This is a genomic window from Streptomyces sp. NBC_00539 (assembly GCF_036346105.1).
GTDB lineage: Bacteria > Actinomycetota > Actinomycetes > Streptomycetales > Streptomycetaceae > Streptomyces.
The window spans coordinates 4189794-4204673 of sequence record NZ_CP107811.1; the positions used below are offsets into that span (position 1 = coordinate 4189794).

The 14880-nt window shown below is 71.5% G+C and carries 11 protein-coding genes and 1 riboswitch; of the genes, 9 read left to right on the forward strand and 2 right to left on the reverse strand.

Annotation, left to right across the window (positions count from 1 at the left end; genetic code table 11):
• Position 1 precedes the first annotated feature (1 nt).
• On the reverse strand, positions 2-1219 hold the full coding sequence (locus OG861_RS18870) for a globin domain-containing protein (RefSeq protein ID WP_329195832.1): 1218 nt from the start codon (positions 1217-1219) through the stop codon (positions 2-4).
• 132 nt (positions 1220-1351) lie between these two features.
• On the opposite strand from OG861_RS18870, the gene OG861_RS18875 reads away from it, so the two are divergent.
• From OG861_RS18875 to OG861_RS18915, 9 genes are all read left to right on the forward strand, one after another.
• The gene (locus OG861_RS18875) at positions 1352-2626 is read left to right on the forward strand and encodes a cytochrome P450 family protein (RefSeq protein WP_329195830.1); all 1275 of its coding nucleotides are present in this window, start codon (positions 1352-1354) and stop codon (positions 2624-2626) included.
• Positions 2627-2740: 114 nt separating this feature from the next.
• Positions 2741-3811 carry a LysM peptidoglycan-binding domain-containing protein gene (locus OG861_RS18880; protein WP_329195829.1) on the forward strand — a complete coding sequence of 357 codons (1071 nt, stop codon included), beginning with the start codon at positions 2741-2743 and terminating at the stop codon, positions 3809-3811.
• A gap of 276 nt (positions 3812-4087) precedes the next feature.
• Positions 4088-4259: riboswitch (cyclic di-AMP (ydaO/yuaA leader) on the forward strand.
• A gap of 3 nt (positions 4260-4262) precedes the next feature.
• Positions 4263-4991 (forward strand): transglycosylase family protein, encoded by a 729-nt coding sequence (locus OG861_RS18885; RefSeq protein WP_329195827.1) that lies wholly within the window; start codon positions 4263-4265, stop codon positions 4989-4991.
• Positions 4992-5253: 262 nt separating this feature from the next.
• Positions 5254-6549 carry a phosphopyruvate hydratase gene (gene eno / locus OG861_RS18890; protein WP_329195824.1) on the forward strand — a complete coding sequence of 432 codons (1296 nt, stop codon included), beginning with the start codon at positions 5254-5256 and terminating at the stop codon, positions 6547-6549.
• Between the two features lie 122 nt (positions 6550-6671).
• Positions 6672-7160 (forward strand): FtsB family cell division protein, encoded by a 489-nt coding sequence (locus tag OG861_RS18895; RefSeq protein WP_136213601.1) that lies wholly within the window; start codon positions 6672-6674, stop codon positions 7158-7160.
• A 40-nt stretch (positions 7161-7200) separates the two neighbouring features.
• A complete protein-coding gene (locus OG861_RS18900) occupies positions 7201-7740 on the forward strand; it encodes a DUF501 domain-containing protein (RefSeq protein ID WP_329195822.1) in 540 nt (179 codons plus the stop codon).
• A complete protein-coding gene (locus OG861_RS18905; protein ID WP_329195820.1) occupies positions 7737-8708 on the forward strand; it encodes a Ppx/GppA phosphatase family protein in 972 nt (323 codons plus the stop codon). Before OG861_RS18900 ends, OG861_RS18905 begins: the two co-directional genes overlap by 4 nt.
• A gap of 473 nt (positions 8709-9181) precedes the next feature.
• A complete protein-coding gene (locus OG861_RS18910) occupies positions 9182-10561 on the forward strand; it encodes an NAD(P)/FAD-dependent oxidoreductase (RefSeq protein WP_329195819.1) in 1380 nt (459 codons plus the stop codon).
• 295 nt (positions 10562-10856) lie between these two features.
• Positions 10857-12230: a cyclopropane-fatty-acyl-phospholipid synthase family protein gene (locus OG861_RS18915; protein ID WP_329195817.1), complete on the forward strand. Its 1374-nt coding sequence runs from the start codon at positions 10857-10859 to the stop codon at positions 12228-12230.
• Between the two features lie 93 nt (positions 12231-12323).
• Here the strand turns inward: OG861_RS18915 and OG861_RS18920 are convergent, their stop codons facing one another.
• Entirely contained in the window at positions 12324-14876 is a 2553-nt protein-coding gene (locus OG861_RS18920; protein ID WP_329195815.1) for an ABC transporter permease, read from the reverse strand.
• Between the last annotated feature and the right edge of the window lie 4 nt (positions 14877-14880).

The window sequence follows — 14880 nt, forward strand, 5'->3', positions numbered from 1 at the left end:
GTCAGGGCCGGCGGGGCGCGCGGGCCGCGGGGTTGTGCCAGTGCGGTGACGGCCGGCTCAGGAACCATTCGCCGAAGCCGAGGGGACGCCCGTCCGGGCCGTGGCCGCCACCGGCACCCGGGACGGGCACGGTGTCGTGGAAGACGTGCATGGGGTGTGCGCCGAGTCCCTCCAGGAGGCGGGCGGTCTCCTGGATGAACTGTGCCGGCCCGCTGAGGTAGACGTCCTGCTCCCACCACGGCCCGCAGTGCCCGAGCGCGGCCGCCAGCCGGGCGGTGGCCCCGTTGCGGTGCTGCCCGGGCGCCGGGGTGACGCAGGTGACGGTGAGCCACCCGAAGGCGGCGGCGTACGCGTCGATGAACGCTTGGTCGTAGAGGTGGGCGGCGTCCCGCGCGAGGACGAAGAGCCGTACGCCCTGATCGGGCGGATGCTGCGCGAGCTCCTCCAGCAGGGCCCGGACCGGGGCCCAGCCGGTGCCGGCGGCGATGAACGTGACGGGGCGGCCCTCGCGGCGCAGGGTCAGCCCGCCGCCGGGCGCGCCCAGCCGCAGCACCTCGCCCGGGTCGGTGCCGCCGACCAGGACGGTGCTGAGCCGGCCGCCCTCGATCCGGCTGACGTGCAGGTCCACCGTCCCGTCGGGGCGGGGCGCGTTGCCCAGGGAGTACGTGCGCCAGGCGGCCGGGGCCCGGTCGCTGCTCACGCTCACGTACTGGCCGGGCCGGTAACCGAGCGGGGCGTGCGGGCGCAGGGTAAGGACGGCGAGGTCGCGCCCGTACCGCAGGCGGCGCACGACCTCCGCGTCCCACCAGGGCGGGTCCTCGCTCTGCTCGGCCGCGGCGGTCATCACCCCGGCGATCACCCGGTACGCCTCGGCCCAGGCCCGCGCCACGGCCGGGGTCCACGCCTCGCCGGCGGCCTCCGCGAGCGCGGCCAGCAGGCTGGTGCCGACGGCCGCGTACTGCTCGGGACCGGCCATGAACTTGCGGTGGTCACGGCCGAGGTCGCGGAGATAGGGGAGGAGCGACTCGCTGTCCAGATGGGCGATGACATGCGTGAGGGCGGCGAACAGCCGGTCCCGCTGCCGCTCCATCTCCTCGGCGGAGGCGGGAAAGAGCCCGCGGAGCTCGGGGTGGTGCCAAAAGAGGTGGGAGTAGAAGAACCGGGTCGCGTGCTCGGCGCGTCTCTCCACCACCGCGAAGCTGCTCTTCAAGATCCTCACGTCCACAGGACCGAAGTAGGAACGGCGGAGGCGGGCCGGGTCAAGGGACGGCGTATATACGGCCAGCCCCGACGAACCGGCCATGAACCGGGCATAGCGGATGCGGGCCGGCGGCCGGGATACGGTCGACGGGTGCACGAGCCGACTCCCGCAGCCCCCGAAGACCCCGCCTCCCCCCAGGGCCCCACCCTGTTCGACTGGGAGTTCGCCACCGACCCGTATCCGGCGTACGCCTGGCTGCGCGAGCACGCGCCCGTGCACCGGACCAAGCTGCCCAGCGGGGTCGAGGCCTGGCTGGTGACGCGCTACGCGGATGCCCGTCAGGCCCTCGCCGACCAGCGGCTCAGCAAGAACCCGGCGCACCACGCGGAGCCGGCGCACGCCAAGGGCAAGACCGGGATCCCGGGTGAGCGCAAGGCGGAGCTGATGACGCACCTGCTGAACATCGACCCGCCGGACCACACCCGGCTGCGGCGGCTGGTGTCGAAGGCCTTCACCCCGCGCAGGGTCGCCGAGTTCACCCCGCGGGTACAGGAGCTGACCGACCACCTCATCGAGCAGTTCGAGAGCAGGGGTGAGGCGGACCTCATCCACGAGTTCGCCTTCCCGCTCCCCATCTACGCCATCTGCGAGATGCTCGGCGTCCCGCGCGAGGACCAGGACGACTTCCGGGACTGGGCCGGGATGATGATCCGGCACGGCGGCGGGCCGCGCGGCGGTGTGGCCCGCTCGGTCAAGCAGATGCGGACGTACCTCGGCGAACTCATCCACCGCAAAAGGGATGATCTGGGCGACGACCTCATCTCGGACCTGATCCGCGCCAGCGATCACGGTGACCACCTGACGGAGGCGGAGGCCACGGCGATGGCTTTCATCCTGTTGTTCGCCGGTTTCGAGACGACTGTGAATTTGATCGGCAATGGGCTGCATGCCCTTTTCATGAACCCCGGTCAGCGCGAGCGCCTGCAGACCTCGCTCGCCGCCGGCGAGAGCGCCCTGCTGGCCACGGGTGTCGAGGAACTCCTGCGCTACGACGGCCCGGTGGAGCTGGCGACCTGGCGCTTCGCCACCGAGCCGTTCCTCCTCGGCGGTCGGCACATCGCCGCCGGCGACCCGGTCCTGGTGGTCCTCGCGGCCGCCGACCGCGACCCCGAGCGGTTCGCGGATCCGGACACCCTGGACCTGTCCCGCAGTGACAATCAGCACCTCGGGTACGGCCACGGGATCCACTACTGCCTCGGCGCCCCGCTCGCCCGGCTCGAAGGGCAGACCGCCCTCGCGAGTTTGCTGATGCGTCTGCCAGATCTGGAACTGGCTGTTCCGCCTGCGGACCTGCGCTGGCGCGGTGGACTGATCATGCGTGGCCTGCGCACCCTTCCGGTCCGCTTCACACCCCGAAACAAGTGAGGGCGCCACCGGGCGCCGCCTGACCCGAAGTCAGTTACCGGCCGAACTTGTGACATGCGTTCGAAGGCGGCTAGGTTCTGCCGTTACCCCGCCGTTATGCGAAAGGTGCACTACATGCGTTCCGGGAACGGCCGCCACAGACGCCCCCGCCAGGTACCCGCCCTGGTCGTAACCGCCGGAGTCACGGGCTCCGCGCTGGCACTGCCGCTGCTCGCGGCCACCAACGCCTCGGCAGCGGACACCTCCACGTGGGACAGCGTCGCCGAGTGTGAGAGCGGCGGTACCTGGAGCGCCAACTCCGGCAGCGGGGCCTACGGCGGGCTCCAGTTCACCCAGGAGCAGTGGAACAACGCCGGCGGGCTCGAATTCGCGAAGCGCCCCGACCTCGCCAGCCGGTCCCAGCAGATAGCCGTCGGCGAGCGGGTGCTCGCCTCGCAGGGCCCCCAGGCGTGGCCGCTGTGCGCGGCGTCGTCCGGTCTCGTCAAGGACGGCCCCGCCGCCGACGTGGACCCGGGCGCCCTCGGCTCCCCGCGGCAGGTCGCCCCCAGCCCCTCGCGTCCCGAGGCCGCGGTGCCGGGCACCGGCTCGGCCGACCCCGCCACCGACTTCGGTGCGCCCACCCCGGCCGCCCCTGCCCCGGCAGCTCCGGGCCCGTCCGCCACGGCGCCGTTCACGCTGCCCATCGCGCCGCTCGCGCCCAACAGCGGACTGCCCGTCATGCCCGACCCGGACCCCGCGACGCCGACGCCGACGCTGCCGGGCGACCCGAACGCCACCGCGCCGGTGACGCCCGCTCTCCCGGGCACCCCGGCCACGCCGGGCACTCCGTCCACCCCGGCCACCCCGGGGGCCCCCGCCACGCCGTCCCCGTCCGCGACGCCCTCCACGCCCGCCGCCCCGGCGGCCGGGACCCCGTCCGCCACGCCGAACGCGCCCGCGGCCGACTCCGTGACGACGGGCGGCGGCAAGCACCGCGGCCCGGCCGCGGTCGAGACGCCCGCAGCGCCTGACGCCGCGTCGGAGCCCACGTACACGGTGAAGGCGGGCGACAGCCTGGCCGCCATCGCGGACGCCCAGGGGCTCAAGGGGGGCTGGAACGCGCTCTACGAGGCCAACGAGCAGGTCATCGGCAACGACGCCGACCTCATCAAGCCCGGTCAGAATCTGGATCTAACCAAGAAATAACGGGCACTTCGGGCGGCCGTAAAGACCTGAATGCCCGTTATCCGCAAGTGAGACATGCGTCTCTTCCGGTCAACTGGCGTGTCTCGTACCGAAGCTCCCGCAAACCCCGCCCTCACCTGCGAAAACGCCCCTAAGCGGAACGCAAGCAGGTCGATTTCTCCCCGATGTCCCTCGTTGAACATCGGGGAGAGACCTGTCTACCTTCTGAATCGCTCGCCACCGCGAGCCTCTTCGACCGCATCGCCGAATCCTGCCGGCGGACGGAGAGAACAGTCGTCGCGTAAAGCGCCGAAGGCAGGAGCGGGGGAACCAAGGTAGGCGCCGGGAACGGCCGTTGAGAGACGGTCATGGAACCGGCTAGGGGTTAAGCCGCGCGCTGGTCGCGCGGCCGGGCAACTCACTCGCCCGAACCCGACAGCTCACCTCGCAGGCGTCGGTGAGGAGAAACTCCATGCTGCTTTCCGGCAAGGGCAAGCACCGCCGCGCCACGGCCATTGAGCGGACCACCCGCATCGTCACGCTCGCCGGCGTCGCCGGTGTCGCCGTCGCCGCGCCGCTCATGGCAGCCGGCTCCGCGAGCGCCGCGACCGCCTCCGAGTGGGACCGCGTCGCGGCCTGCGAGTCCGGCGGCAACTGGGCCATCAACACCGGCAACGGTTACTACGGCGGCCTGCAGTTCTCGTCCTCCACCTGGGCCGCCTACGGCGGCAAGGCGTACGCCGCGCAGGCCAACCAGGCCTCGAAGTCCCAGCAGATAGCCATCGCCGAGAAGGTCCTCAAGGGCCAGGGCAAGGGCGCGTGGCCGTCCTGCGGCGTGGGCCTGTCGAACTCCTCGTACAGCGGCGGCGGCGCGGCCGAGGCCCCCAAGCCGAAGCCGAAGACCGAGACCAAGGCCGCCCCGGCGCCGAAGAAGGAGACCAAGCGGCCCGAGGCCCCGGTCACCCGCTCCGAGCGCTCCGAGGCCGCCCCGGCTCCGAAGGCCGCCCCGAAGGCCGCCCCGAAGACCGAGGCCCCGAAGACGGGCAACGGCTCGTACGAGGTCAAGGAGGGCGACACCCTGGGCACCATCGCCGAGGTGAACGGCGTCAAGGGTGGCTGGGAGAAGCTGTTCGAGCTGAACAAGGACATCGTGTCCGACGCCGACCTGATCTTCCCGGGCCAGAAGCTGAAGCTCAGCTGAACCATCGGGTAACACCGAATCCGACCACCGCCCGGCGCGTACCCCCCACGCGCCGGGCGGTGGCGCGTGCGCGTACGGGTGCGCCCGGAACCGGGGCCGAAGGGTGGTCCCTTTGTCCCGGAAAACGGGTGTCCGGCCGGTTTTTCGTCCCAGGGGCCGGGCGGTCGGCCGGTCCAGTGCCCGGAGCCGGTTAGGCTCTAGTCGGCAGGGCCGTCCCACGGTCCCCCGCCACCGCACACCCAGCGTCACATCCCAGAAGGAGATGCTCGTGCCGTCCATCGACGTCGTCGTAGCCCGGGAAATCCTGGACTCCCGAGGCAACCCCACGGTCGAGGTCGAGGTGGGCCTCGACGATGGCAGCACCGGCCGTGCTGCAGTCCCGTCCGGCGCCTCCACCGGTGCATTCGAGGCCATCGAGCTCCGTGACGGTGACCCCAACCGTTACATGGGCAAGGGTGTCGAGAAGGCCGTCCTCGCCGTCATCGAGCAGATCGGCCCGGAGCTCGTCGGCTACGACGCCACCGAGCAGCGGCTGATCGACCAGGCCATGTTCGACCTGGACGCCACCGACAACAAGGGCTCCCTCGGCGCCAACGCCATCCTCGGCGTCTCCCTCGCCGTCGCGCACGCCGCGTCCGAGGCCTCGGACCTGCCGCTCTTCCGCTACCTCGGCGGCCCGAACGCGCACCTGCTGCCCGTCCCGATGATGAACATCCTCAACGGTGGGTCGCACGCCGACTCCAACGTCGACATCCAGGAGTTCATGATCGCCCCGATCGGCGCGGAGTCCTTCTCCGAGGCGCTGCGCTGGGGCGCGGAGGTCTACCACACCCTCAAGAAGGTCCTGCACACCAAGGGCCTCTCCACCGGCCTCGGCGACGAGGGCGGCTTCGCCCCGAACCTGGAGTCCAACCGCGCCGCGCTCGACCTCATCGTCGAGGCCATCAAGCAGGCCGGCTACACCCCGGGCAAGGACATCGCGCTCGCGCTCGACGTCGCCGCGTCCGAGTTCTACAAGGACGGCAAGTACGAGTTCGAGGGCCAGTCCCGCTCGGCCGCCGAGATGACCGAGTACTACGCCGAGCTCGTCGAGGCGTACCCGCTCGTCTCCATCGAGGACCCGCTGTTCGAGGACGACTGGGCCGGCTGGAAGACCGTCACCGACCGCCTGGGCTCCAAGGTCCAGATCGTCGGCGACGACCTCTTCGTCACCAACCCGGAGCGTCTGGCCCGCGGCATCGAGGAGGGCTCCGCGAACGCCCTGCTCGTCAAGGTCAACCAGATCGGTTCGCTGACCGAGACGCTGGACGCGGTCGAGATGGCGCAGCGCAACGGCTTCAAGTGCATGATGTCGCACCGCTCCGGCGAGACCGAGGACGTCACCATCGCCGACCTCGCCGTCGCCGTGAACTGCGGCCAGATCAAGACCGGCGCCCCGGCCCGCTCGGACCGCGTCGCCAAGTACAACCAGCTGCTGCGCATCGAGGAGATCCTCGACGACGCCGCCGTGTACGCGGGCCGCTCGGCGTTCCCGCGGTTCCGCTCCGCGGACCAGTAGGCACGGCAGACAGGTGTGAGGGCGAGGGGTAATTACCCTCTTGCCTCCGTACGTCCCCGCACTCGGTCCCGTACCGTGTGCGGGGACGTATTGCGTAGTGCGGGCGCAGGGGAGGCGGGGCCATGGCCGGGAACCGGGATCGGTTCTCCACCTTCTCGACCGCGACGAGGCTCAAGCAGCTCGGTGAGCGGACCGCCGCCCACGTCTACCGCTCGCAGTCGCGCCGCCAGGTCCGCCGCAGCCGGCTCACCGGCCGGGCGGCGCTGCTGGTGCTCGTCCTCTGTACGCTGGTCGTCGCCCTCGCGTACCCGATGCGCCAGTACGTGTCCCAGCGCTCGGAGATCGCGGACCAGCAGCGGGCCGCCGACGGCGCGCGCAAGCGCCTCGAACAGCTGCGCGACGAGAAGGCCCGCTGGCAGGACCCGGCCTACGCCGAGCAGCAGGCGCGCAAGCACCTGCACTTCCTGCGGCCGGGCGAGATCGGCTACATCATGAACGACCCCGGGGCCGAGGCCGCCGAACACCGCCGCACCGGGCAGGCCGGCTCCGACCGGCCCTGGTACTCGAACGTCTGGGACGGCGTCGACAAGGCCGACCGGCCCGGCGACTGACCCAGACCACCCATACGAAACGAAGAGACGCACTCCAGGCATGCAGACGCCCCCGCCCCAGACCGACCGCACCGAGCCGACCGCCGCGGACATCGAGGCGTTCGAGCAGCAGCTCGGCCGCCCGCCGCGCGGCCTGCGCGCCATCGCCCACCGCTGCCCCTGCGGGCAGCCGGACGTCGTGGAGACCGCGCCCCGGCTCCCCGACGGCACCCCCTTCCCGACGCTGTACTACCTGACCTGCCCGCGCGCCGCCGGTGCGATCGGCACGCTGGAGGCCAACGGCGTGATGCGGGAGATGCAGGCCCGGCTCGCCGAGGACCCCGAGCTGGCCGCCGCCTACCGGGCCGCGCACGAGGACTACATCACCCGCCGCGACGCCATCGAGGTGCTCCAGGGCTTCCCGAGCGCCGGTGGCATGCCGGACCGGGTGAAGTGCCTGCACGTCCTGGTCGGCCACTCGCTGGCGGCCGGGCCCGGGGTGAACCCGTTCGGCGACGAGGCGCTGGCGATGCTGCCCGAGTGGTGGGCCAAGGGGCCGTGCGTCACGCCGTGCACGGGGGAGAAGGAGTCGTCGCAGTGACCCGGGTGGCAGGCATCGACTGCGGTACGAACTCCATCCGCCTGCTGGTCGCCGACTGCGACCCGGCGACGGGTGAGCTCGTGGAGCTGGACCGCCGGATGACCATCGTCCGGCTCGGCCAGGGCGTGGACGAGACGGGCCGGCTGGCCCCGGAGGCGCTGGAGCGCACGTTCGCGGCCTGCCGCGAGTACGCGGCGGTCATCGGGGAACTGGGCGCCGAGCGGGTGCGTTTCGTGGCCACGTCGGCCTCGCGGGACGCCGAGAACCGCGAGGAGTTCGTCCGGGGGGTGCTGGACATCCTGGGCGTGGAGCCCGAGGTGATCACCGGCGACCAGGAGGCGGAGTTCTCCTTCACCGGCGCCACCGCGGAGCTGACGGGCCGCACCGACCTGGAGCGGCCGTTCCTGGTCGTGGACATCGGCGGAGGCTCCACCGAGTTCGTGGTCGGCTCGGAGCACGTCGAGGCGGCCCGCTCCGTGGACGTGGGCTGCGTCCGGATGACCGAACGGCACCTGGTGGTGGACGGCGTCGTCAGCGACCCGCCGACCGGGGCGCAGGTCGCCGCCATACGGGCCGACGTCGAAGCGGCACTCGACCTGGCCTCGCAGACCGTGCCGCTGGGCCGGGCCCGCACCCTGGTGGGCCTCGCCGGTTCGGTGACCACCGTCGCCGCGATCGCGCTGGGCCTGCCCGAGTACGACTCCTCGGCGATCCACCACGCCCGGATCCCGTACGAGAAGGTCCGCGAGGTCACCGAACGGATGCTGACCTCCACGCACGCCGAACGGGAGGCCCTCGCGGTGATCCACCCGGGCCGCGTCGACGTCATCGGCGCGGGTGCCCTCGTCCTCCTCGCGATCATGGACCGCGTCGGCGCCTCGGAGGTCGTCGTCTCGGAACACGACATCCTCGACGGCATCGCCTTCGCCGCCGCGGGCGCGGGGGAGACGGCGAAGCGCCCTTCCTGACCCGTCGGCGCGTGCGGCTGCGGCGGTCCGTGACCTGAGTCGGCCTGGTCCGGGGGTGGTTCGGGCCTGGAGCGGGTGTCGATCCGACCTTGTGGCGGCCTGTTCGGGAGCCGGAAGAGCCTTCGAATGCACGAGCTTCGTGAAGTTCTTCACAAGGAAAAGAGGTCCGCAGGGTGACGCGGAGGGTCCCAAGGGGCGCTCGCGGGCCCTGCGGGCCCTTTTTGTGCGCGCGTTCGTGCGATTGCCGGAGGCCGGGCGTGCGGGTCGGTAGGTATCCACGAACCCGGTGGTCTACTCCGTTTTCGGCCTTACAGGCCAGTTCAGGACGGGTGAACAACGTGTGGCGTTACACCGTGGTTCCCGTTCGGCGCCATGACGTGGGTCACGTGGGCGGCGCAGTGTAGCAGAGGGTTCCGAGCACCTTGTGAAGGGGCTCACGAGCGTCACCCCTGTGGGTGCTGGATACTCGTTCCATGAGCACCACGGAGCGTCCCAGGATCCTCGTTGTAGGAGGTGGGTACGTAGGCCTGTACGCAGCCAAGCGCATCATGAAGAAGATGCGCTACGGCGAGGCGACCGTCACGGTCGTCGACCCGCGCTCGTACATGACCTACCAGCCCTTCCTCCCCGAAGTGGCCGCAGGCAGCATCTCGCCTCGGCACGTCGTCGTCCCGCTGCGACGCGTGCTGCCCAAGGCAGAGGTCCTCACCGGCCGGGTCACCAGCATCGACCAGGACCGCAAGGTCGCCGTCGTCACGCCGCTCGTCGGCGAGGCGTACGAGCTGCCCTTCGACTACCTGGTGATCGCGCTCGGCGCCGTCTCCCGCACCTTCCCGATCCCCGGCCTCGCCGAACAGGGCATCGGCATGAAGGGCGTCGAAGAGGGCATCGGCCTGCGCAACCACGTACTCGAGCAGCTCGACAAGGCCGAGTCCACGACGGACGAGAACGTCCGTCGCAAGGCCCTCACCTTCGTCTTCGTCGGCGGCGGCTTCGCCGGCGCGGAGACCATCGGTGAGGTCGAGGACATGGCCCGCGACGCGGCCAAGTACTACTCCAGCATCAAGCGCGAGGACATGCGCTTCATCCTGGTCGACGCGGCGGACAAGATCCTTCCCGAGGTCGGGCCCAAGCTCGGCACCTGGGGCAAGGAGCACCTCGAGTCCCGCGGCATCGAGATCTACCTGAACACCTCCATGGACTCGTGCGTGGACGGCCACGTGGTGCTGAAGAACGGCCTCGAGGTCGACTCCAACACCATCGTCTGGACCGCCGGCGTCAAGCCGAACCCGGTCCTGGCCCGCTACGGCCTCCCGCTGGGTCCGCGCGGTCACGTCGACGCCTCCCCGACCCTCCAGGTCACCGGCACCGACTACATCTGGGCCGCGGGCGACAATGCCCAGGTCCCGGACGTCGCCGCCCGCAAGGCGGGCGTCGAGAACGCCTGGTGCCCGCCGAACGCCCAGCACGCGCTGCGCCAGGCCAAGGTCCTCGGCGACAACGTCATCTCGGGCATGCGGGGCTTCCCGCAGACCGAGTACTCGCACTCCAACAAGGGTGCGGTGGCGGGTCTCGGCCTCCACAAGGGCGTCGCGATGATCGTCATGGGCAAGATGAAGATCAAGCTCAAGGGCCGGCTCGCCTGGTACATGCACCGTGGCTACCACGGCATGGCCATGCCGACCTGGAACCGCAAGATCCGCGTCTTCGCCGACTGGACCCTCGGCATGTTCCTCAAGCGCGAGGTCGTCTCCCTCGGTGCGCTGGAGTCCCCGCGCGAGGAGTTCTACGAGGCCGCCAAGCCGGCCCCGGCCGCCGCCCAGGCCCCGGCGCAGAAGGCGAAGGCCTCCTGACGCGGCGCGAGCCGCATCACGCCTGAGTACGACCAGCACGTCCCCGAAGGGGCCGCCCGCCATCCGTGGTGCGGGCGGCCCCTTCGGCGTTCCCGCCGGGTCCGGCCTCGTCCGGCACCCCTCGTCGGCAGCCGGGGGGTGCCGGGGCGCACTCAGGGGCGGGGCCCCGGGCACGGCCGCCTCGTGCCGTCCTGGAGGGTTCTTTGAGCCGCCTCCGCGAAGATCGTCCGTAAAGGGCCTAACCCTCGCCGGAATTGGGTAGGCCGTCCGGTCGGAACTTCTGGAGGTGCCTGCCATGACCGACGCCGCGCCGCGGCTGGCCGCTCTCGCCGAAACCTTGCTGGGCGCCCCCGTGCCCGTGCGCATACGTGCCTGGGACGGCAGCGAGGCCGGCCCGTCCACCGGCCCCACCCTGGTCCTGAACCACCGCCGGGCGCTGCGCCGCATGCTGTGGAAGCCGGGCGAGCTGGGCCTGGCGCGGGCCTGGGTGGCCGGAGAGCTGACCGTCGAAGGGGACCTGTTCGAGCTGCTGGACCGGGTGGCCGGACTCCTCTGGGAGCGCGAGCCCGCCCCGGCCCCGAAGCCCGCGACCAGCGGCCTCGCCGCCCCGCGCCCGCACCGGCCGGCCGCCGCCTCCGGCGCCGCCGGGACGGCCGCCCTGCTGCGAGACCCCCACCTGCGTGCCGCCGTACGCGACCTGGTCGCCCTCGCCCGGCCCTGGCCGGCCCCCGCGCCGCCCCCGGAGGAGGCCGCCCGCCGCGGGGGCGCCCTCCACAGCAAGGGCCGCGACCGCCAGGCGATCAGCCACCACTACGACGTCGGCAACGCCTTCTACGAGCACGTCCTGGGCCCCTCGATGGTGTACTCCTGTGCGTACTGGAGCCCCGGCGGCACCCTGGAGGACGCGCAGCGCGACAAGCTCGACCTGGTCTGCCGCAAGCTCGACCTCGCCCCCGGCCGGCGCCTGCTCGACGTCGGCTGCGGCTGGGGCTCCATGGCCCTGCACGCGGCCCGCGAGTACGGGGTCCAGGTCACCGGCGTCACGCTCTCGCAGGAGCAGGCCGTCTACGCCCGCAAGCGGGTCGCCGAGGAGGGCCTGGCCGACCGGATCGACATCCGGGTCCAGGACTACCGGGACGTCAAGGACGGCCCGTACGACGCGATCTCCTCGATCGGCATGGCCGAGCACGTCGGCGCCGCCCGCTACCGCGAGTACGCCCACACCCTGCACGGGCTGCTCCGGCCCGGCGGCCGGTTGCTGAACCACCAGATCGCCCGGCGGCCGGAGCCCGACGAAGAGGCCTACCGGATCGACGAGTTCATCGACGCCTACGTCTTCCCCGACGGGGAGCTCTCCCCGATCGGCACCACCGTCGGCGAACTGGAACGGGCCGGCTTCGAGGTCCGCGACGTGGAGGCGCTGCGCGAGCACTACGCGCTGACCCTGCGGGCCTGGGTGGCCCGGCTGGAGCGGCACTGGGACGAGGCCGTCCGGCTGACCTCCCCCGGCCGCGCCCGGGTGTGGCTGCTGTACATGGCGGCTTCCGCGCTCGGCTTCGAGCACAACCGGCTCGGCGTCAACCAGGTCCTCGCGGTGCGCCCGGGGGACGGCGGGGTCTCCGGGATGCCGCTGCGGGCCCGCGAGTGGGGCGCGCCGCAGACTCCGTAGCGCGCCGCAGACCCCGTAGCGCGCAGGGGGCATGCGAAGGGCCCCGCGACCGGAACTCCGGTCGCGGGGCCCTCCTGCGCGGGCCGGCCGTGGCTACTCGGTCTTGATGGCGGTCAGCATGTTCAGCCGGGCGGCGCTGCGGGCCGGCCACATGGCCGCCAGGGCGCCGACCACACCGGCCAGCAGCATGAAGATCGCGATCCGGTCGAACGGGACGACCAGTGCGTAGTGCGGCACCCCGTCCTTGATGGTCTGGCCGACGGCCCAGGCGATGAACGTACCGAGGACGACACCGATGACCGCGCCGAACAGCGAGATCACGATGGCCTCCAGGCGGATCATGTTCTTGACCCGGCCCCGGTCCAGGCCGATGGCGCGCAGCATGCCGATCTCCTGGGTCCGCTCGTAGACGGACATGGCCAGGGTGTTGACGACGCCGAGCACCGAGATGATCAGCGCCATGCCGAGCAGCCCGTACATGATGTTGAGCGCGGTGTTGATCGCGCCGCCCAGCTCGTTGCGCATGTCCTGCTGGGTGGCGATGTTCATCGCCGGGTTCTTGCCGAGGGCGTCGACGAGGGTCTGCTGGGCCTTGGCGGAGGGGCCGCCGTCCATCTTGACGAAGACCTCGGGCAGGTACGGCTTCTCCTCGTGGGCGGAGAGGATCTTGTAGTCGAGCACGTAGGGGGAGAGCATGCCGTCCATCTCCTTGTAGACGGCGCCCACCACCAGATCGGCCTTCTTGTTGTCGTCGAAGGCGGCCTTGAGCACCGAACCGACCTGGAGGCCCTGGGACTTCGCCGTCGTGTCGGCGACCGCGACCTGGCCCTTGCCGAGGCTGTCCAGCGAACCGGTGACCACCTCGATGTTGAGGAGCGATCCGATCGTGGCCGGTTCGACGCCGGAGACGGAGCGGGACGCCTTGCCGCCGTCGAAGCGCAGGTAGGAGGCCTGCTGCGGGGAGACGGCCTTGACGCCCGGCGCCTTGGCCAGCGCGCCGATCACGCTCTGGTCGAGTCCGCCGAAGCCGCCGGACAGCGAGATCTTGTAGTCGGCCTTGAGCTTGTCGGTGGTCATGCGGTCCACGGCCTTGCCCATGGTCACGCCGAGCACCGACAGGGCGGTGACCAGGGTCAGTCCGATGGCGAGCGAGGCGGCGGTGACGGCGGTGCGGCGCGGGTTGCGCACCGCGTTCTGCGCGGCCAGCTTGCCGGCGACGCCGAACGCTTTGCGTAGCGCCGGGCGCAGGGCCGCGATGACCGGGCGGGAGAGCGCGGGCAGCAGCACGATGATGCCGATCATCGTGAGGAACGCGCCCCCGCCGATGATCATCTTGCCGTCCTTGCCCATCAGCGCGCCGCCGAGGATCCCGGCCAGGCCGAACAGGGTGAGCGCGCCGCCGATGCTGTTGCGCAGCACCAGGGACTTCGCGGTGGCCGGCAGGTGGGCGCTGCCCATGGCGGCGACCGGGGCGATGCGGGCGGTGCGGCGGGCGGGCAGCCAGGCCGCGAGGAGCGTGACGAGGACACCGATGGCGATCGCGCTCGCGACGGTCACCGGGCTGATGACCAGCGGGCCGGCCGGGATCTTCGCGCCGATGGAGTCCATCACGGAGCGCATGCCGACCGCGAGGCCGACACCGGCCAGCAGGCCGACGGCGGAGGAGACCACGCCGACGACGAGGGCCTCGGCCAGCACGGACCGCTTGACCTGGCCGCGGTTGGCGCCGATGGCGCGCAGCAGGGCCAGCTCCTTGGTGCGCTGGGCGACCAGCATGGTGAAGGTGTTGTAGATCAGGAAGATGCCGACGAACAGCGAGATCAGTGCGAACGTCAGCAGCATCTGGTTGGTGGTGTCCATCTGCCGCTCGATGTTCTTGGCCTGCTCGGCGGCCAGCTCGGCGCCGGTCTTGGCCGTGGCGTCCTTGCCGAGGAGCGGCGTGACCTCGGACAGCAGCCGGTCGGCCGTGGTGCCGGGCTTCGCGCTGACCGAGAGCTCCTCGTAGAAGCCGGGGGCCAGGTAGAGCTTCTGGGCGGTGGCCGTGTCGAACAGCACCAGCGAGCCGCCCGCGTTGACCTGGCCGTCCTCGGTGGTGAACACGCCCGAGAGGGTGTACTCGGTGGGCAGGCCGTTGGAGGCCACCCGCACCTTGTCGCCCACCGCGTACTCGCCGCGGCGGGCGGTCTCCTTGTCGAGGGCGATCTGGTCGGCCTTCGCGGGGCCGTTGCCCTGGGTGAAGGCGTAGCGCGGGTCCTTGCCGTCCTTGACGGGGGCGAAGTTGGAGCCGCGGTTGGCCCATCCGCTGCCGATCAGCTTGCCGGCGGGGTCGGCGACACCGGCGAAGCCGGAGACGCGGCCGGAGACGGTGTCGACCCCCTGGAGGGCCTTGACCTTGTCGAGGGTCTGCGTGCTGATGCCCGGCTCGCCCTCCTTGGTCCCGTCGTCGTTGCGGGAGGGGCCGTTGGCGGTGACGGAGACGGCGACGCCGTCGAAGCTCTTGGCGGACTGGCCGGACAGCGCCTTGCCGACGGTGTCGGTGAAGACGAGCGTGCCGGAGACGAAGGCCACGCCGAGGACGACGGCGAGCACCGTCATCAACAGCCTGGCCTTGTGCGCGAGTACGTTGCGCAGGGCGGTACGGAACATGGTG